This is a genomic window from Pseudomonas sp. R2-60-08W (assembly GCF_003852335.1).
Classification (GTDB): Bacteria; Pseudomonadota; Gammaproteobacteria; order Pseudomonadales; family Pseudomonadaceae; genus Aquipseudomonas.
Genome location: NZ_CP027731.1, coordinates 283,394 through 302,024, shown reverse-complemented (window position 1 = coordinate 302,024; position 18,631 = coordinate 283,394). Strand labels below are relative to the sequence as shown.

The window sequence follows — 18,631 nt, the reverse complement described above, 5'->3', positions numbered from 1 at the left end:
TAAAAACCGGCTTTATCATCACGCCGAAGGCGAAGACGCGCACCGCGCTTTAAGGCAGGATACGGCTACTGCGTCACCGGCTTCGCTCACCATAAAAAACCACAGGGGCTCTTCATGACTATTTCTGTATTGCGTCGCACATTGCTGGTCGGCACATTGGGCTTGGCGCTCGGCGCAGGCATGCTTGGCCAGGCGGTTGCCGGCGAGCAACTGGATACCATCAAGAAAGCCGGCGAGATCAAGATCGGCCTGGAAGGCACCTACCCACCGTTCAGCTTTGTCGATGAAAGCGGCAAGCTCAGCGGCTTCGAGGTGGAGCTGTCCGAGGCGCTGGCCAAGGAGCTGGGCGTCAAGGTCAAGCTGCAAGCCACGCCATGGGACGGCATCCTCGCCGCCCTGGAATCCAAACGCCTGGACGCCGTGGTCAACCAGGTGACGATTTCCGAAGAGCGCAAGAAGAAGTATGACTTCTCCAAGCCCTACACCATTTCCGGTATCCAGGCGCTGACCCTGGCGAAGAATGTCGACAGCATCAAGACCGCCGACGACCTGGCCGGCAAGAAAGTCGGGGTGGGCCTGGGCACCAACTACGAACAATGGCTCAAGGAAAACCAACCCAAAGCCATCATCAAGACCTACAACGACGACCCGACCAAATTCCAGGACCTGCGCATCGGCCGCATCGACGCGATCCTGATCGACCGCCTGGCCGCTCTGGAATACGCCAAGAAAGCCAAGAACACCGCCGCTGCCGGCGACGCCTTCTCCCGCCAGGAAGCCGGTATTGCCCTGCGCAAGGGCGAGCCTGAACTGCTCGACGCGGTGAACAAGGCTCTCGACAAGCTGCGCGCCGACGGCACCTTGAAGAAGTTGTCCGAGAAGTACTTCAACGCTGACGTCACTCAATAATGGAAGCAGGTTTCCAACTCGCGCTGGACTCCGCGCCCTTTTTGCTCAAGGGCGCGTATTACACGGTGATCCTCAGCCTGGGTGGGATGTTTTTCGGCCTGCTGCTGGGCTTCGGCCTGGCGTTGATGCGCTTGTCGCGCTTCAAGCTGCTGAGTTGGACGGCGCGGGTTTACGTGTCGTTCTTTCGCGGCACGCCCTTGCTGGTGCAACTGTTCCTGATCTACTACGGCTTGCCGCAAGTGGGCATCGAGCTGGACCCGATCCCGGCCGCCATGATCGGCTTTTCGCTGAACATGGCCGCCTACGCCTGTGAAATCCTGCGGGCCGCCATCGCCTCCATCGAGCGTGGCCAGTGGGAAGCCGCCGCGAGTATCGGCATGACCCGCGCGCAGACGTTGCGCCGGGCCATCCTGCCGCAAGCCATGCGCACGGCCTTGCCGCCGCTGGGCAACAGTTTCATTTCGCTGGTCAAGGACACGGCGCTGGCCGCCACTATCCAGGTGCCCGAGCTGTTCCGGCAGGCGCAACTGGTCTCGGCGCGCACCTTCGAAATTTTCACCATGTATCTGTCCGCAGCCCTGATCTATTGGATCCTGGCGAGCATCCTGGCGCATCTGCAAAATCGTCTGGAAGACCGGGTCAACCGGCACGACCTGGAGTCTTGAAGCATGATCGTGGTTGAAAAGCTGACCAAACAATTCAACGGCCAGGTGGTGCTCAACGGCATCGACCTGGAGGTCAAGGCCGGCGAAGTCGTGGCCATCATCGGCCCCAGCGGTTCCGGCAAGACCACGTTCCTGCGCTGCCTGAATTTTCTCGAAGAACCCACCAGCGGCCGCATCAAGGTGGGCGACATCGAGATCGACAGCAGCAAGCCACTCAACCAGCAACAGGGCCTGGTGCGACGCCTGCGCCAGCACGTCGGTTTTGTCTTCCAGAACTTCAACCTGTTCCCCCACCGCACCGCGCTGGAAAACGTCATCGAAGGCCCGATCGTGGTCAAGAAGATGCCACGCGAGGCGGCGACCGAGCTGGGCCGCAAGCTACTGGCCAAAGTGGGCCTGGCGGGCAAGGAGGCGGCTTATCCTCGGCGCTTGTCCGGTGGGCAGCAACAGCGTGTGGCGATCGCTCGGGCGCTGGCCATGGAGCCGGAGGTCATCCTGTTCGACGAACCCACCTCGGCCCTCGACCCCGAATTAGTAGGTGAAGTGCTGGCGACCATCCGCAGCCTGGCCGAAGAAAACCGCACCATGGTGATCGTCACCCACGAGATGAGCTTTGCCCGGGATGTGGCCAACCGTGTGATCTTTTTCGATAAGGGCGTGATCGTCGAACAGGGTGAAGCCAAGGCGCTGTTCGCCAATCCCAGGGAAGAACGCACCCAGCAGTTCCTGAGCAAGTTTCTCGCCCATTGACCCGGCTTTTTGTGGCGAGCGGGCTTGCTCGCCACAAAAAGCCGCTCCTACACCGAATCGCCATTGCTGCCGGTAAAACACCACGCTGCGCCCCTCTTGAAATACCCCTTCCAGTCAGACCCTTCTGAATATCCTCGAACCCGCCGTTTAGCCTTTTGCCGCCATTGACGCCCCCGGTCCAACCCTCTTATCTAGCGTCCAGAGGATTGGATCCTATCCCGGCTACTCACTGAATCGTTCTTTCGGCCCCTTTGCGCACCCGCGCCCAGGCCCGGAACGATTGCTGCTGGCTGCATCAAGGAGATCACTTATGACGCACACTACAACCCCGGCCATGCTGACCGCACCCACCCTGCCCCAAGCCGTTCGAAACGGCATCAGTGCCCACGCGGCTGCCCAATTGCAGGTCGACATCGCACCTTACCCCGGCATGGAAGAAGGCGACCTGATCGAGCTGTTCTGGAACAACTGCTTTGCCGCCTCACGCCGGGTGACCGCCGGCAAAATCGGCACGCCTACCCACCTGCGAGTGCCGGAAAGTTTTGTGCAGGATGGCCCGGCGCGGGTGCATTACCAGATCATGCAGATCGGCCACGGCCCGGCGCGCTCGGCCACCACCCAGGTCCGGGTCAAAACCAACTACCCGGGCGGCGCGCCGTCGGCCCTGTACAGCGACGAAAACCAGAACCTCGCGCCGGTCAGCCTGCCCGAGACCATCCGCCGCCAGGGCGTCAACAGTCGCCAGGTGCAACGCGGAATTCCGCTGAGCATCGAGCCTTACGCGAACATGGCCAGTGGCGATGCCATCACGCTGCGCTGGGGTGACGTGCGCATGGACCTGCCGAACATCCAGGCCAGGGACGTCGGCCTGGCGGTGCAGGTCTGGGTGCCTTCGACAGTCATTATCGAAGGCGGTGACGACTGCCGCCTGGAGGTGACGTACTGCATCCTGGACCGCGTCGGCAACAATTCACGCTGGGCGCCAGCCCGCACCTTGCGCATCGCCGCCTGGGTTCCCACTTGTCCTGGCGCAGCCAAGGACGTGTATCAACCTCGCCCTTTCGGCTCCCCCTGCGAACCGGGGTGACGCGCCTTCTATGCATATTCCTAAAAGTTAGTTTATTTAAAAAATAAACACGCTTAGGGTATATGCACCGGACCACCGGACATTCCTGATTGTTTTGTTTTTATTTCATTGAATGCGAGGTCGGTATGGTCAGAATTACCCCGGTGCATAACGCCAGGGCATTACGTGCAGCCAAGGAGCGGCGCTGATGTCTAACTTGGCTCTAACACCCCTCCAGAGTGATCTGGACGTAGCCCCACTGTTGTTGCCGGCCACGGTGGTGCGCAACGACGCCCAGGCGCTGAGCGCCGCCCATGAGCTGGCCGACGCCGCGCGCCTGCAAGCCGCCAAGCGCGACCAGCAACGCCAATTGCCCTGGGCGCAGGTCGAACAGTTCACCCGCAGCGGCTTGGGCAGCATTTCCATTCCCCGTGAATACGGCGGCCCGCAGGTTTCATTCGTCACCCTGGCCGAGGTCTTCGCGATCATCAGCGCGGCCGACCCGGCCCTGGGGCAGATCCCGCAGAACCATTTCGGCATCCTGCACCTGTTGCAGAGCACCGCCAGCGAGCGCCAGAAAAAGCAGCTGTTCCAGAGCGTGCTCGACGGTTGGCGCATCGGCAATGGCGGCCCGGAACGCGGCACCAAAAATACCCTGGAGCTCAAGGCGCGTATCACCGCCGAGGGTGACGGCTACGTGGTCAGCGGCCAGAAGTTCTACTCCACCGGCGCGTTGTTTGCGCACTGGGTGGCCATCAAAGCGCTCAACGACGACGGCAAGCAAGTCATGGCGTTCGTGCGCCGTGGCAGCGAAGGGCTGCGCATCGTGGATGACTGGTCGGGTTTTGGCCAACGCACCACCGCCAGCGGCACCGTACTGCTTGACCGGGTACCGGTGGACGCAGAACTGGTGGTGGACAACTGGCGCCTGGGCGAAAGCCCGAATATTCAGGGTGCCGTCTCGCAATTGATCCAGGCGGCCATCGACGCCGGTATTGCCCGTGGCGCCCTGGACGACACCATCGCCTTTGTACGTGAACGCTCGCGCCCGTGGATCGACGCCAAGGTCGAACGGGCCAGCGACGACCTGTATGTGATCGCGGACATCGGCAAGCTGAAAATCGAACTGCACGCCGCCGAGGCGCTGTTGCGCAAGGCCGGCCAGGTGCTGGACCAGGTCAGCGCTGCGCCGCTCACCGCGCAGTCCGCTGCACGCGCGTCGATCGCCGTCGCCGAAGCCAAGGTACTCACCACTGAGGTGGCGTTGCAGGTCAGCGAAAAACTCTTCGAGCTGGCCGGCAGCCGCGCCACCCTCGCCGAATTCAACCTTGACCGGCACTGGCGCAATGCGCGGGTCCACACGCTGCATGACCCGGTGCGCTGGAAGTATCACGCGGTGGGCGCCTATCGCCTGAACGGCACTCTGCCGGCTCGCCATTCCTGGATCTGACCGACCAGACATCTGGAGAACATCATGACTTTCTCTCACCCCGTCGCGGTCATCACCAACGACGAACAAGCCCTTGTTGTCGCCAGCGACCTGGCTGAAGACTTGCGCCGCGACAGCGCCCAGCGCGACCGCGAGCGCCGTCTGCCGCTGGCCGAGCTTGACGCCTTTTCGCGCTCCGGCCTGTGGGGCATCAGCGTGCCCAAGGCCTACGGCGGTGCTGGCGTGTCCAACGTCACCCTGGCCAAGGTCATCGCCTTGATCGCCCAGGCGGATGCGTCCTTGGGACAGATTCCGCAGAACCACTTCTATGCCCTTGAAGTGCTGCGGGTCAACGGCAGCCCCGAGCAGCAGCAGCGCCTGTACGCCGAGGTCCTGGCCGGCCAGCGCTTTGGCAACGCCCTGGCGGAGCTGGGCACCAAGACCGCCCACGACCGTGTGACCACGCTCACGCGTGATGGCGAGGGTTTTCGCATCAGCGGCCGCAAGTTCTATTCCACTGGCGCGATCTACGCCCAGCGCATCCCCACCTCGGTGGTGGATGAACACGGCGTGCAGCAATTGGCCTTTGTGCCGCGCGACAGCGAAGGCCTGAGCGTGATCGACGACTGGAGCGGCTTCGGCCAGCGCACCACCGGCAGCGGCTCAGTGGTGTTCGACAACGTGTGGGTGGCGGCGCAGGACGTGATCCCGTTCCAGAGCGCTTTCGAACGCCCGACCACCGTCGGCCCCTTGGCGCAGATTCTTCATGCCGCCATCGACACCGGTATCGCCCGCGCCGCCTTCGAAGACGCGCTGCATTTTGTACGCACCAAGACCCGTCCCTGGATCGACTCGGGCAGCGACAAGGCCACTGATGACCCGCTGACCTTGAAGAGCTTCGGCCACTTGAGCATTCGCCTGCATGCCGCCGAAGCGCTGCTGGAGCGCTCGGGCGAATTTCTCGACCGCGCCCAGGCCGACAGCAATGCCCAGACCGTCGCGGCCGCGTCCATCGCCGTCGCCGAAGTGCGCGCCTTGAGCACCGAAATCTCCCTGGCCGCCGGCAGCACGCTGTTCGAACTGGCCGGCAGCCAGGCGACCCTGGCCGAGCATGGCCTGGATCGCCACTGGCGCAACGCACGGGTGCACACCCTGCATGACCCGGTGCGCTGGAAATACCACGCGGTGGGCAATTACTACCTTAACGATGAAAACCCGCCGCTGCGGGGGACCATCTGATGAGCAAGAAAAAAATCCTGCTCAATGCCTTCAACATGAATTGCATCGGGCATATCAACCACGGTTTGTGGACCCATCCACGGGACACGTCCACCCAGTACAAGACCCTCGAGTACTGGACTGACCTGGCAAAAATCCTCGAGCGCGGGCTGTTCGACGGTTTGTTTATCGCCGATATCGTCGGCGTGTATGACGTGTACCAGCAGTCCATCGACGTGCCGCTCAAGGAAGCAATCCAGTTGCCGGTCAACGACCCGCTCCTGCTGGTCTCGGCCATGGCGGCCGTCACCCAGAACCTCGGCTTCGGCCTCACCGCCAACCTGACCTACGAGCCGCCGTATCTGTTCGCCCGGCGCATGTCCACCCTCGACCACCTGAGCCAGGGCCGGGTGGGTTGGAACATCGTCACCGGCTACCTCGACAGCGCCGCCAAGGCCATGGGGCTGACCGAGCAGGTCGAGCATGACCGCCGCTATGACCAGGCGGATGAATATCTGGAGGTGCTGTACAAACTCTGGGAAGGCAGCTGGGAGGATGACGCGGTGGTCAACGATCCCCAGGCTCGGGTGTATGCGCAGCCAGGCAAGGTGCACAAGGTCGAACACCATGGCGAGTTCTACCAGGTGGAGGGCTATCACCTGTGCGAGCCATCGCCGCAGCGTACGCCGGTGCTGTTCCAGGCCGGCAGTTCGGACCGTGGCCTGCAGTTCGCCGGGCGCCATGCCGAGTGCGTGTTCATCAGCGGGCAGAACAAGGCCGCGACCCGAATCCAGGTGGACAAGGTGCGCGCCAGCGCGGTAGAGGCCGGGCGCAATCCGGATGACATCAAGGTGTTCATGGGCCTGAACGTGATCGTCGGCGCGACCGAGGAACTGGCCTGGGCCAAGCACGCCGAGTATCTCAGCTATGCCAGCGCGGAGGCCGGCGTGGCGCACTTTTCGGCCTCCACGGCCATCGACTTTTCCGAGTACGAACTGGATGAACCGATCCAGTACGTGAAGAGCAACGCCATCCAGTCGGCGACCAAGAACCTGCAGAACAACGACTGGACCCGACGCAAACTGCTCGAGCAGCACGCCCTCGGTGGGCGCTACATCACGCTGGTGGGGTCGCCCGAGCAGGTCGCCGACGAACTGGAATCGTGGATCAGCGAAACCGGCCTGGATGGCTTCAACCTCACGCGCATTGTGACGCCGGAAAGCTATGTGGACTTTATCGACCTGGTGGTGCCGGAGCTGCAAAAGCGTGGGTCGTACAAGACTGAATATGAGCAGGGAACGCTGCGCGAAAAAGTCTTCCATGGCACTGCGCGTCTTCCCGAACAACACACCGGGTCTACCTATCGACACTGAACCAAAAATTGTGGGAGGGGGCTTGCTCCCGATAGCAGTGGGTCAGACGCAGCGGCATTCACTGACACTCCCTCATCGGGGGCAAGCCCCCTCCCACATTGGATCTTCATTGTTTATACCAATACCTTATGACTGGAAAAATTTATGAAAAAAGCACTGCTCACCCAGCCAGTCAAAGCACTGGCCCTGGCATTTGGCTTGTTCAGCTCGGCCGTATTCGCCGCCGATGCGCCGTTGAAAGTCGGCACCACCGCCGCCTTCGCGATTCCCCTGGAAGCCGCTGTAGAAGAAGCCGGCAAACAGGGCTTGAAGGTCGAACTGGTGGAATTCACCGACTGGATCGCGCCGAACGTCAGCCTCGCCGCCGGCGATATCGACGTGAACTACTTCCAGCACATCCCCTTCCTGGAAAACGCCAAGGCCGCCGCCGGCTTTGACCTGGTGCCCTACGCGCCGGGCATCATCAACAACGTCGGCCTGTATTCGAAAAAGTACAAAAGCTTCAATGACCTGCCCGAAGGCGCCAGCGTGGCTATCGCCAACGACCCGATCAACAGCGGGCGCGGCCTGCAACTGCTGGCCAAGGCCGGGCTGATCACCCTCAAGCCGGGGGTGGGCTACAAGGCCACTGAAGAAGACATCGTCAGCAATCCGAAAAAGATCAAGATCCTGCAAGTCGAGGCCGTGCAACTGGTACGCGCCTATGACGACGCCGACCTGGTGCAGGGCTACCCGGCGTACATCCGCCTGTCCAAGACCTTCGATGCCGAGTCGGCGCTGCTGTTCGATGGCCTCGACCACCCGGAATACGTGATCCAGTTCGTGATCCAGCCCAAGAGCAAAACCGACCCGAGGGTGATCAAGTTCGTCGACATCTACCAGCACTCGCCGACGGTGCGCGCCGCCCTGGATAAATCCCTCGGCAAGCTCTACCAGGTCGGCTGGGACGATAAAAAATGACCGCCGCCAACGCCCAACTGCGCGACCTGGGCACATTGCCCAGGGACGCCGAGCAGACCGAACTGCATCCGGACTTGAACAGCGCCCATGTGCGTTTCATCAACCTGGGCAAAACCTATGACGGCACGGTGCATGCCCTGCAAGGCATTGACCTGGCGATTGCGCGCGGCGAAGTGTTCGGCATCATCGGCCGCAGCGGCGCCGGCAAGTCGTCGCTGATCCGCACCATCAATCGCCTGGAACAACCCAGCAGCGGGCGCGTGCTGATCGATCAGGTGGATATCGGCTGCTTCGATGAAGACCGCCTGGTCGCGCTGCGCCGGCGCATCGGCATGATCTTCCAGCATTTCAACCTGATGTCGGCCAAGACCGTCTGGCAGAACGTCGAACTGCCGCTCAAGGTCGCCGGGGTGCCCAAGCCGCAGCGTGAGCAAAAGGTGCGTGAGCTGCTGGAACTGGTGGGTTTGCAAGACAAGCACCAGGCCTATCCGGCGCAGCTCTCGGGCGGGCAGAAACAGCGCGTGGGCATCGCCCGTTCGCTGGTGCACGACCCCGAGATTTTGCTGTGCGACGAGGCCACCTCGGCGCTGGACCCGGAAACCACCCAATCGATCCTCGGCCTGCTGCGCGAGATCAACCAGCGCCTGGGCCTGACCATCGTGTTGATCACCCATGAGATGGCGGTGATCCGCGACATCTGCGACCGCGTGGTGGTGCTGGAGCATGGGCGCATCGTCGAGCAAGGCCCGGTGTGGCAAGTGTTCGGCAACCCGCAACACGAGGTCAGCAAGACTCTGCTGGCGCCGCTGCAACATGGGCTGCCGGAAGAACTGCAAAACCGGTTGCATACCCAGCCTGCATCGCCGGAAGCCGCCGTGGTACTGCGCTTGCAGTTCACCGGCAGTGCCAGCGATGAACCCGACCTGGCCGCGCTGTTCAGTGCCCTCGGCGGGCGTGTGCGTCTGCTGCAGGGCGGCGTCGAACGGATTCAGGGCCATGCCTTGGGGCAACTGCTGCTGGCGGTGAATGGCTCGCCCCATAGCACCGAAGAACTGCGCAACCGCGCCGCGAACTGGGCACAACAGGTGGAGGTGCTGGGCTATGTGGTTTGATCGTTTAGTACAGGGCGCCATAGACACCTTGTTGATGGTGGGCGTGTCGTCGTTGATCGCCTTGCTGGTGGGGATTCCGCTGGCGGTATTCCTGGTCACCAGCGACAAAGGCGGCATCTACCAGGCGCCCGCGCTTAACCGGGTGCTCGGGGCCTTCGTCAATCTGTTCCGCTCCATTCCGTTTCTGATCCTGATGGTGGCGCTGATCCCGTTCACGCGCCTGATCGTCGGCACCACCTACGGCGTATGGGCGGCAGTCGTGCCGCTGACCATCGCGGCCACGCCGTTCTTTGCACGCATCGCCGAAGTCAGCCTGCGCGAGGTCGACCATGGCTTGATCGAAGCGGCGCAGGCCATGGGGTGCCGCCGCTGGCACATCATCTGGCACGTGCTGTTGCCCGAAGCGCTGCCGGGGATCGTCGGCGGGTTCACCATTACCCTGGTGACCATGATCAACTCGTCGGCCATGGCCGGGGCGATTGGCGCCGGTGGCTTGGGCGACATTGCGTACCGCTATGGCTACCAGCGCTTCGATACGCAGATCATGCTGACGGTGATTGTGCTGTTGGTGGTGTTGGTGGCGGTGATCCAACTCGGCGGCGATCGACTGGCGCGGGTGCTGAACAAGAGGTGAGGTATAGTCGGCGCATCCCAGCGCCCGGTATTGCCTGTCATGACCCTCAAGCCCGACGACCTTAACCAGATCACCGCCACCACCCTCAGCCATTACAACAAAGTGGCCGAAGACTTCCGCGAGGGCACCCGCGATCACGATGTGAGCCAGAACATCGACGCGTTGCTGCGGCACATTCAGGGCACGCCGCCTTTTACCGTGCTGGATTTTGGCTGCGGGCCGGGGCGGGATCTGCAGACCTTTACACGCCTGGGGCATATCGCTGTGGGGCTCGATGGTTCCGAACGGTTTGCACAGATGGCGCGGGACGACAGTGGCTGTGAGGTGTTGCAGCAGGACTTCCTCAAGCTGGACCTGCCCGACGGGCGCTTCGATGGGGTGTTTGCCAATGCGGTGCTGTTTCATATTCCCAAGCAGGAATTGCCCCGGGTCCTCAAGCAACTGCATGGCACGTTGAAGCCTGGGGGCGTGCTGTTCAGCTCCAACCCTCGCGGTGACAACCAGGAAGGCTGGAATGGGCCACGGTATGGGTCTTATCACGATCTGGCGGCCTGGCAGGCATTGCTGACGACGGCGGGGTTTGTGGAGTTGGAGCATTACCACCGCCCCGCTGGACTGCCTCGGGAGCAGCAGCCTTGGTTGGCCAGTGTGTGGCGTCGGGTTTAAGTGATGTATTGCCTGGGCTGACGCTATCGGGAGCAAGCCCCCTCCCACAGGGGAACGCATTCCAAATGTGGGAGGGGGCTTGCCCCCGATGGTCTCAATGGCCCCGCTGATCCACCTGATACACCACCGGCTTTTCACCCTCCACCAGCGCCGTCACACTGCGCCCGGCATAGCCTCGTTTTTCTCCCGCCGAGAAATTCGCCACCAGCCGCGTGCCATCGGCAAACATGGTTTCCTGCACCTGCCGATCCGCCGTCAGCCAGCGAAACCCGGTCATCGCCTGAGTCGCCAATCGCTCATGCAGTGGGCGGAAAAAACGGTCCTGGCGCTGAATCAACGGCAGCCGTTCCTTGAGCGTCGCAGCACTCAGGTGATACAGCGGCGGTACGTTGTAGAGCAGTTGGGTCAGCTCATTTTCAGCCCGCACATTGCTCAGTTTGAGGCTATCGAACAGCCAGTGATGGGTGGTGATCACCGAGCCATGGAACACCGCCTGGTACAGCGGCAGGCGCAGCGTCGGATCGAAGTAGAGCGTGCGAAACGGCTCGTTCAGCGGCACCGACTTGAAGAACACCGCCGGTTGCTCCGGCGGATACCAGTTGCCCACGTAGTAGGGCGACTGTTTGTCCTGAGTCATGTCGCGATCCCCCCAGCCCAGCACCGGGGTTTGCATGCCATGGGCGAACAGGATCCCCTGGGCGGTGACGGCGTTGCCGTCTTCGGAGCCTGTCGGCAATTGCAGCGTGGTGCTCAGCCAACGGGACGCATCGATATTGCCTTCAGCGTTTTGCGCCTGGGTCATCGGTGCGCTGTCGCGGTAGCTGTCGAGCAGCATGCTGGTAGCGTACGCATCGAGAAACCAGGCGTTGAAGCCGGCCCTGGCCTGTACGGCTTTCACCCGCGCTTCCAATAACGGCCGCACACAGCGCGGATCGGTGTAGTGGCCGGACCGCTGGAAGCCAGTCTTGAGCTGGCCGTCCTTCAATACAATGGCGCAGTCGCGGTAGGCCTTGCTGCCCAGGTGGGCGGTGGTCCAGTCGGGGTTTTCGGTGGCGGACAACGCGGTTTGATAGGAGTCGTAGGGCGCCATCAGGTAGCCCGCGTCGACACCGGCGCGGATGGTTTCGGGGTGCCACAGGCCGCCTTCCCAGCCTTCGCCCAGGGTCAGCATCAAGCGTGGCAGCCCGGCGTCGCGCAGTGTCTGTACTACCTTGCTGCCCCAGGTGTCGGGGCTACCGCCGAGGGCACCGGCAAAATCCACGACCAGTTCGCGACGCAACTCACCGTAGCGGGCGGCAAGACGGGTCATATCGGGCTCGTCCACCTGCCAGCTCTGCCGGGCCTTCTGGTTGATCGCCGCGTTGAGGCCGCGCAACAGCACGGTTTGCTCGTAGCGATTCAACCTGCGCGGCTGCGCCAGCAGCGCTGCGGAGTCCTTGTCCAACAGGCCCTTGAGCGCATGATCGCGCAAGCGCTTGAGCAACAGCGGCCAATCACGCACATCCTCCAGCGCCAGCAGGTCATTGCCCCACAGGTAGGCATGGCTGGCGCCCAGCAGTTTTTGCGCACCCGGCGTTTGCCGCAGCTTGGCCTCCAAGGGTTCGTAACGGTCCTGTTCGACCAGCCATTGGCGATAGCGCTTGGCGCCGGCCAGCGGGTCGCTTTCGCCCAGGTGCAACAACAGGGTCATGGGCGCGGCAGGTGCGAGCGACGTGAACTCATGGGCCAACGACAACGCCTGGCCTTGCCAGCGCAGACGGTTGTTGTAGGGATTGGTCAGCAGCCAGTTCAAGGTGAAGGCGCCGTGATCGACCCCCCACAACGGCAGACTGAGGTCCTGGGTGGTGTTGATTTCGCCCTGCGATACCAGGAACTCGCTCCACAGGGCATTGCCGGCCGGCACGTAATGCCCTTCGGCCAACGGCCACATCAACCCCTTGCCCAGGGCGCTCGCCGGCTGCACAAGGATCGGCAGTTCACCGTCTTCCCGCGCCCTGATCGACAGCAGCAGGTCGCGCTGCTCAAGGCTGGCAGTCACGCGATAGGCACCGTCGTCCCATTGCCAACTGACCTGTTGATCGTTTTGTGCGAGTTGACTGACGGCGCGGGCCGATACGCCTTTGGAGGCTTGAACCTCGGGTTGGCCGCTGGGTGTCACACGGATGGCGAGGGTGGCCGGGTCGAGTTCGACTCGCCACAACGGGTTTTCCAATACGGTGCTGGCAAAGGCCAGGGGCGACAGGAAGCAGCAGCAGATCAGCAAGGTATGACGCAGACGGTTCATGGCAGGCGACCGTTGAGAAGTGGAGGCCGGAGGGTAAAACACTCAACGGGTGACTAGGGCAACAGGCGTCACTTTCAGAAGCTTCCCACATCTCAAAGATCGTTCCCACGCTCCCGCGTGGGAATGCGGCCCGTGACGCTCCGCGTCACCTGTGCGCAGTAGCCGAAATTTGCAGCGCTTGGCGGGACGCGGAGCGTCCCAGGAGGCGTTACCACGCGGAGCGTGGGAACGATCAGCCCCTCCCACATTTTTAACCGCGTTCTTCCTGCTTTGGCTCGCGAATCTTGTACCAGGCCACATACAGCGCCGGCAGGAACAACAGCGTCAGCAAGGTGGCGATGATGATCCCGCCAATCATCGCGTAGGCCATCGGCCCCCAGAACACTTCCCGGGCAATCGGGATCATGCCCAGGCTCGCCGCCGCCGCCGTGAGCAGGATCGGCCGGCGCCGATGCTCGGTGGCTTCCACCACCGCATCCCACGGCGAATACCCCGCCACCTCATACTCATGAATCTGTGTCACCAGAATCACCGAGTTGCGGATGATGATGCCAATCAGCGCGAGGATACCGAGGATCGCCACAAAGCCCATGGGCGTGCCCGTGGGGATCAGCGCCAGCACCACGCCAATCAGCCCCAGCGGCGCGACACTCGCCACCAGGAACATCTTCTGCACGCTGTGCAGTTGGATCATCAGGAACGTGGCCATGAGGAACAGCATCAGCGGCACCACGCTGGCAATCGGGCCCTGGGCCTTGCCGCTTTCTTCCACGGTGCCGCCGGTGGCGACCTTGTAACCCACCGGCAGGCCGTCGCTGAACTGCTGGATGGTCGGCGCCAGCTGCTTGACCAGGTCGGTCGGCTGCATCTCGTCGCGCACTGCGGCCTTGATGGTGATGGTCGGCTTGCGGTCGCGACGCCACACCAGCGGCTGCTCCAGCTCGTAGCGCACGGTGGCGAAGGCCAGCAACGGAATCGAGGTGCCGTTGGGCGTGACGATCTGCAGGTTCTGCAAGGTTTCCGGTGTACCGCGTTCGGCGTCTTCGGCGCGGCCGACCACATTGATCAGGTAAATGTCGTCGTGCACCTGGGTCACCGAGGCGCCGCTGACCACGCTGTTCATCAACTGCGCCACGTCTTCGGACGACAGCCCCAGTTGCCGCGCCTTGTCCTGGGCGATGTCGACGCGCAGCACTTTGCCCGGCTCGTTCCAGTCGTAGATGATCTCGCCCAGGTGGGTGTTCTGGTCGAGCAGGGTCGCCAGTTCGATGGCGTGCTTGCGCACCTGGTCGGTGTCTTTGCCGGACACGCGATACTGGATCGGTCGTCCCACCGGCGGGCCCATTTCCAGCGGTTGCACGAAACTGCCGATGCCGACGAAATCATCGCGCAGGCGCTTCTGCAGGCGCGCAATCAAAGCGCCGCGCTCTTCCAGGCCCTTGCTGACGATCACCAACTGCGCGTAGTACGGGTTCTCCAATTGCTGGTCCAGGGGCAGGTAGAAACGGATCGCGCCCTGGCCGATATAGGTGCTCCAGCGCGTAATGTCCGGGTCGTCCTTGATGATCGCTTCCAGACGGTCGACCGCCTTGCGCGTCTCGTTGATCGAGGCGTTTTGCGGCAGGTTGAGGTCGACGAGGATTTCCGGGCGATCCGACGACGGGAAGAACTGGTTCTGCACAAACTGCATGGAGAACACCGACGCCACAAACAGGCCCACGGTGATGCCGATGGCCCACCAGCGGTTGCGCATGGCCCACAACATGCCGCCATTGAACGCGCGGCCGATGCGCCCCGGCTCGGCACTATGGGGCTTCACGTTGGCGCTGAGGATATGCACGCCGATCACTGGCGCAAACAGCACCGCCACCACCCACGAAACCAACATCGCCACGGCAATGACCGCGAACAGGGTGAAGGTGTACTCCCCCGCCGAACTGGCGTTGAGGCCAATCGGCACGAAACCGGCGACGGTCACCAGCGTGCCGGTGAGCATCGGGAACGCTGTGGAGGTGTAGGCGTAAGTCGCGGCCTGCTCCTTGGTTTCGCCTTTTTCCAGGCGTGTGATCATCATTTCCACGGTGATCATCGCATCGTCCACCAACAGGCCGAGGGCGATGATCAAGGCGCCCAACGACACCCGCTGCATGGTGATGCCGCTGTATTCCATGAACACAAACACCAGGGCCAGTACCAACGGAATCGAGCACGCCACCACCAGCCCGGCACGCATGCCCAGGCTGATAAAGCTCACCACCAGCACGATGATCACCGCTTCGAATAACGCGCTGGTAAAGCCACCGACCGCCTCTTCCACCACTTCAGCCTGGTCCGAAACCTTGTGCACCCCGACGCCCACCGGCAGGTCGGCGGTCAGCTCATCCATGCGCCCGTGCAACGCCTTGCCGAACGACTGGATATTGCCGCCCTTTTGCATCGCAATCGCCAGGCCGATCGCCGGCTTGCCGTTGAAACGGAACATCGGCCGCGCCGGGTCGACGTAGCCCCGGCTGATGTCGGCAATGTCGGCGAGGCGATAGAAGCGGTCATTCAGGCGCAGGTTGACGTTGGCCAGGTCCTTCTCCGAGGCGAACTGCCCCGAGGTGCGCACGGAAATCCGCTCCGGCCCGGCCTCGATCACGCCGGCGGGGGTCACGGCATTCTGCGACTGCAGGCTTTGCACGACCTGGCGCTGATCGATGCCCAGGGCCGCCAGTTTGCGTGTGGAAAAATTCAGGTAAATCACTTCGTCCTGCTGGCCGATCATCTCGACCTTGCCCAGACCCGGCACCGAGCGAATTTCAGCGCGCACCTGCTCCACGTAGTCGCGCAACTGGCGCATCGACAGGCCATCGCCGGTAAAGGCGTACACCGAGCCGAACACATCACCGAATTCGTCGTTGAACGACGGCCCCTGTAAACCTTGAGGGAAGGTGCCGCGTATATCGTCGATCTTCTTGCGAACCTGGTACCAGATCTCCGGGATAGCCTTGGCGCTGGTGGTGTCCTTGAGGAACACGAACACCGTGGATTCGCCCGGCCGGGTGTAGCTCTTCACATAATCGAGGGAGTCGAGTTCCTCAAGTTTTTTCTCGATGCGGTCGGTGACCTGCTTGAGGGTTTCTTCCTGGGTCGCGCCCGGCCAGCGGGTCTGGATGACCATGGTCTTGATGGTGAACGAGGGGTCTTCCTCGCGGCCCAGGTTCATGTACGAAAACACGCCCATCAGCAACGCGACGAACATCAGGTACCAGACGAAGGACTGATGCTTGATGGCCCAGTCGGATAAGTTGAAGCTGCCTTTCATCGCGGGCTGTCCTCGTCGATTTTGACTTTTTGCCCGGGTTTCAGGCTGTTCACACCGGCGGTGACGACGCGCTCGCCGGGCTTGATGCCACCATTGAGCACTGCGCTGTCGACGTCACGGCTGATAACCGTGACATCACGCGGTTGCACCGTCTGGCTCTGGGTGTCGAGCAACCAGATGCGGGTCTTGCCGTCGACTTCCTGCAAGGCGCTCAACGGCAGCTCGATACGCGGCGCGATGGCGCTGCTCAAGGTCACGCTGATGGCGGTGCCCAGGCGAAACGCGGTGGGCGTGTCAGTCAGGCTCAAGCGTGCGCGCCGGGTACGCGTGGCGCTTTGGGCCTGGGGCTCGATCTCGCGCACGATGGCGGTGGTGTGCACGCTGGGGTCCAGTTGCCCGGCCACCAGAAACACCACATCCGCCGGCAAGCGCTCGGCCAGGCCGGCAGGCAGGTCGATCACCGCTTCCTTGATGTCCGGGCGGGCCAGGGTCACCACTTGCTGGCCGGCGCTGACCACCTGGCCGGCCTCGGCGTTCCAGGCGGTGACGATGCCGGCGTGGTCGGTGCGCAGTTCGGCATAGTTGAGCTGGTCCTTGGCTTGATTGACCGAGGCGCGGGCCTGGTCAAGGGTCGCCTGGGTGGTCTTCAGGTCAGTCTGGGCCACGTCCAACTGCGCCTGGGCGCCGACGCCACGGTCGAACAGCTCCTGCTGGCGGCGGGCATTGGCCTGGGCATTGATGAACTGTGCCTGCACGCGGGCCAGGTCACCCTGGGCGGCGCGCAATTGGTTCTGCTGGTCGGTGGGGTCGAGGACGGCGAGCAAGGCGCCCTTCTCCACCTCGGCGCCCACGTCCACCGCGCGGCGGGCGATACGGCCCGGCACACGGAAGCCCAGGTTACTTTCGTAGCGGGCCTGAATGGTGCCGGCAAAGCGGCCGAGCTGTGCCTGGTCTTCGGCCTTCACCTCCATGGACAACACCGGGCGCACCGGTTCGGGCGGCGCGTCTTCCTTGGAGCAGGCCACCAGCAACAGGCTGGCGGCGAGGATAACCGTCAGGTGCTTCATGGCTGGGCTCCTTGCTGGGCGATTTCGACGAGCATGCCGGGGTGCAGCAATTGCCCACCGGCCACCACGACTTTTTCGCCGCCTTTAAGGCCGTCGCCGATGATCACCTTGCCGGTGAGGTAACGCGCCACTGTGACCTTGTGCAGTTGCGCCTTGCCGTCGCCGTCTACCAGCCACACGGCGGGTTCGCTGAGGTCCTTGGTCAAGGCCGACCACGGCAACTCGATGCTGGCCTTGGCCGGGCCATTGGCGGTGGCGCTCACCACCGAGCCCAGCTCCATGCCTTTGGGCAGGCTTTGCAGGGCGATCTTCACTTGCACGGTGCCGGTATTGGCGGCCACGGCAGGGGTGACTTCGCGAACTCTGCCCACTGTCTTGATGCTCGGGTTATCCAGCAGGCTGACGGTGATCGGCGCGTCCGGCGGCGGCTCCACCAGCAGCGATTCGTAAACGTTGAACACCGCGTCGCGTTCGCCATCGCGGGCCAGGCTGAAGATCGGCAGGGTGGCTTGGACGACCTGGCCGACTTCAGCCTGGCGCGCCGTGATGATGCCCGGCGCATCGGCGATCAGCGCGGTGTAGCCCAGTTGTTCACGGGCGTTGGCCAACTGCGCCTGGGCGGCGGCCAGGGCGCTTTGGCTGCTGCGCAACGCGGCCTGGGCGGCGTCGTATTCGCTGCGGCTGGTGTAGCCCTTGGGCAAGAGTTTTTCCTGGCGCACGAAGGCGGCGGCGGTTTGCTTGACCCGCGCCTGCTCGGCCACGACCTGGGCCTGGGCGGAATCGACGTTGGTCTGCAGGTCCTTGGGGTCGAGCTTGGCCAGCACTTGCTTGGCCGTCACCCGATCACCGACGTCGACCAGGCGCTGGATGATCTTGCCACCCACCCGAAAGGACAAATCGGTTTGCACCCGCGCCTGAACATCTCCGGTCAGCGTGACCGCTGCGGCAAAATCCGCCGGCTGCACGGTTTGCACGAACACCCGTGAATGGGCCTTGGGCTCGGTCTTTTCCTGGCCACAACCGCCCAGCAGCGTCAGTAAGCCAAGCCCGAATAAAAATGTGGAAATGCGACCGCCCATGCAGGCTCCTTTTGCGTGATGCCGACGTGCCAGTGTGTATGCGACTGTGAGCTTAGATCAGGGTTCCTTATCTGCATGGAGGATCCCATACTTCAATGGTTCCCCTACCGAC

At 62.8% G+C, this 18,631-nt stretch carries 15 protein-coding genes; 11 read left to right on the top strand and 4 right to left on the bottom strand.

What is annotated here, in order from left to right:
* The first annotated feature begins 114 nt into the window (after nt 1–114).
* The 11 genes from tcyJ to C4J90_RS01195 all read left to right on the top strand — a co-directional run bounded on the left by tcyJ (nt 115) and on the right by C4J90_RS01195 (nt 10,782).
* Complete coding sequence (gene tcyJ / locus C4J90_RS01245; protein WP_124419030.1) at nt 115–909, top strand: cystine ABC transporter substrate-binding protein; 795 nt, start codon at nt 115–117, stop codon at nt 907–909.
* On the top strand, nt 909–1,574 hold the full coding sequence (tcyL, locus tag C4J90_RS01240) for a cystine ABC transporter permease (RefSeq protein ID WP_003187646.1): 666 nt from the start codon (nt 909–911) through the stop codon (nt 1,572–1,574). Before tcyJ ends, tcyL begins: the two co-directional genes overlap by 1 nt.
* Before the next feature lie 3 nt (nt 1,575–1,577).
* Nucleotides 1,578–2,324: an L-cystine ABC transporter ATP-binding protein TcyN gene (tcyN, locus tag C4J90_RS01235; RefSeq protein ID WP_124360781.1), complete on the top strand. Its 747-nt coding sequence runs from the start codon at nt 1,578–1,580 to the stop codon at nt 2,322–2,324.
* 310 nt (nt 2,325–2,634) lie between these two features.
* On the top strand, nt 2,635–3,411 hold the full coding sequence (locus C4J90_RS01230; protein WP_124406007.1) for a hypothetical protein: 777 nt from the start codon (nt 2,635–2,637) through the stop codon (nt 3,409–3,411).
* Between the two features lie 187 nt (nt 3,412–3,598).
* Nucleotides 3,599–4,840 (top strand): SfnB family sulfur acquisition oxidoreductase, encoded by a 1,242-nt coding sequence (locus C4J90_RS01225; protein ID WP_124419029.1) that lies wholly within the window; start codon nt 3,599–3,601, stop codon nt 4,838–4,840.
* Between the two features lie 24 nt (nt 4,841–4,864).
* A complete protein-coding gene (locus C4J90_RS01220) occupies nt 4,865–6,058 on the top strand; it encodes an SfnB family sulfur acquisition oxidoreductase (protein ID WP_124419028.1) in 1,194 nt (397 codons plus the stop codon).
* Nucleotides 6,058–7,410: an LLM class flavin-dependent oxidoreductase gene (locus C4J90_RS01215; protein ID WP_124419027.1), complete on the top strand. Its 1,353-nt coding sequence runs from the start codon at nt 6,058–6,060 to the stop codon at nt 7,408–7,410. The genes C4J90_RS01220 and C4J90_RS01215 overlap by 1 nt, the downstream gene beginning before the upstream one ends.
* A gap of 144 nt (nt 7,411–7,554) precedes the next feature.
* The gene (locus C4J90_RS01210; RefSeq protein ID WP_124419026.1) at nt 7,555–8,370 is read left to right on the top strand and encodes a MetQ/NlpA family ABC transporter substrate-binding protein; all 816 of its coding nucleotides are present in this window, start codon (nt 7,555–7,557) and stop codon (nt 8,368–8,370) included.
* Nucleotides 8,367–9,482 carry a methionine ABC transporter ATP-binding protein gene (locus C4J90_RS01205; RefSeq protein WP_124419025.1) on the top strand — a complete coding sequence of 372 codons (1,116 nt, stop codon included), beginning with the start codon at nt 8,367–8,369 and terminating at the stop codon, nt 9,480–9,482. Before C4J90_RS01210 ends, C4J90_RS01205 begins: the two co-directional genes overlap by 4 nt.
* The gene (locus C4J90_RS01200) at nt 9,472–10,116 is read left to right on the top strand and encodes a methionine ABC transporter permease (RefSeq protein ID WP_034117212.1); all 645 of its coding nucleotides are present in this window, start codon (nt 9,472–9,474) and stop codon (nt 10,114–10,116) included. The genes C4J90_RS01205 and C4J90_RS01200 overlap by 11 nt, the downstream gene beginning before the upstream one ends.
* A 39-nt stretch (nt 10,117–10,155) precedes the next feature.
* Nucleotides 10,156–10,782 carry a bifunctional 2-polyprenyl-6-hydroxyphenol methylase/3-demethylubiquinol 3-O-methyltransferase UbiG gene (locus C4J90_RS01195; protein WP_124419024.1) on the top strand — a complete coding sequence of 209 codons (627 nt, stop codon included), beginning with the start codon at nt 10,156–10,158 and terminating at the stop codon, nt 10,780–10,782.
* A 94-nt stretch (nt 10,783–10,876) separates the two neighbouring features.
* On the opposite strand, the gene C4J90_RS01190 is transcribed toward C4J90_RS01195, so the two are convergent.
* From C4J90_RS01190 to C4J90_RS01175, 4 genes are all read right to left on the bottom strand, one after another.
* On the bottom strand, nt 10,877–13,066 hold the full coding sequence (locus C4J90_RS01190) for a glycoside hydrolase (protein ID WP_124419023.1): 2,190 nt from the start codon (nt 13,064–13,066) through the stop codon (nt 10,877–10,879).
* Nucleotides 13,067–13,316: 250 nt separating this feature from the next.
* Nucleotides 13,317–16,373 (bottom strand): efflux RND transporter permease subunit, encoded by a 3,057-nt coding sequence (locus C4J90_RS01185; RefSeq protein ID WP_124360772.1) that lies wholly within the window; start codon nt 16,371–16,373, stop codon nt 13,317–13,319.
* The gene (locus tag C4J90_RS01180; RefSeq protein WP_124419022.1) at nt 16,370–17,440 is read right to left on the bottom strand and encodes an efflux RND transporter periplasmic adaptor subunit; all 1,071 of its coding nucleotides are present in this window, start codon (nt 17,438–17,440) and stop codon (nt 16,370–16,372) included. The genes C4J90_RS01185 and C4J90_RS01180 overlap by 4 nt, the downstream gene beginning before the upstream one ends.
* Entirely contained in the window at nt 17,437–18,519 is a 1,083-nt protein-coding gene (locus C4J90_RS01175; RefSeq protein ID WP_124413525.1) for an efflux RND transporter periplasmic adaptor subunit, read from the bottom strand. The genes C4J90_RS01180 and C4J90_RS01175 overlap by 4 nt, the downstream gene beginning before the upstream one ends.
* Nucleotides 18,520–18,631 lie beyond the last annotated feature (112 nt).

Coding starts and splice junctions, on each gene's coding strand:
- tcyJ (WP_124419030.1), top strand. CDS start 115: ATGACTATTTCTGTATTGCGTCGCACATTGCTGGTCGGCACATTGGGC.
- tcyL (WP_003187646.1), top strand. CDS start 909: ATGGAAGCAGGTTTCCAACTCGCGCTGGACTCCGCGCCCTTTTTGCTC.
- tcyN (WP_124360781.1), top strand. CDS start 1,578: ATGATCGTGGTTGAAAAGCTGACCAAACAATTCAACGGCCAGGTGGTG.
- C4J90_RS01230 (WP_124406007.1), top strand. CDS start 2,635: ATGACGCACACTACAACCCCGGCCATGCTGACCGCACCCACCCTGCCC.
- C4J90_RS01225 (WP_124419029.1), top strand. CDS start 3,599: ATGTCTAACTTGGCTCTAACACCCCTCCAGAGTGATCTGGACGTAGCC.
- C4J90_RS01220 (WP_124419028.1), top strand. CDS start 4,865: ATGACTTTCTCTCACCCCGTCGCGGTCATCACCAACGACGAACAAGCC.
- C4J90_RS01215 (WP_124419027.1), top strand. CDS start 6,058: ATGAGCAAGAAAAAAATCCTGCTCAATGCCTTCAACATGAATTGCATC.
- C4J90_RS01210 (WP_124419026.1), top strand. CDS start 7,555: ATGAAAAAAGCACTGCTCACCCAGCCAGTCAAAGCACTGGCCCTGGCA.
- C4J90_RS01205 (WP_124419025.1), top strand. CDS start 8,367: ATGACCGCCGCCAACGCCCAACTGCGCGACCTGGGCACATTGCCCAGG.
- C4J90_RS01200 (WP_034117212.1), top strand. CDS start 9,472: ATGTGGTTTGATCGTTTAGTACAGGGCGCCATAGACACCTTGTTGATG.
- C4J90_RS01195 (WP_124419024.1), top strand. CDS start 10,156: ATGACCCTCAAGCCCGACGACCTTAACCAGATCACCGCCACCACCCTC.
- C4J90_RS01190 (WP_124419023.1), bottom strand. CDS start 13,066: ATGAACCGTCTGCGTCATACCTTGCTGATCTGCTGCTGCTTCCTGTCG.
- C4J90_RS01185 (WP_124360772.1), bottom strand. CDS start 16,373: ATGAAAGGCAGCTTCAACTTATCCGACTGGGCCATCAAGCATCAGTCC.
- C4J90_RS01180 (WP_124419022.1), bottom strand. CDS start 17,440: ATGAAGCACCTGACGGTTATCCTCGCCGCCAGCCTGTTGCTGGTGGCC.
- C4J90_RS01175 (WP_124413525.1), bottom strand. CDS start 18,519: ATGGGCGGTCGCATTTCCACATTTTTATTCGGGCTTGGCTTACTGACG.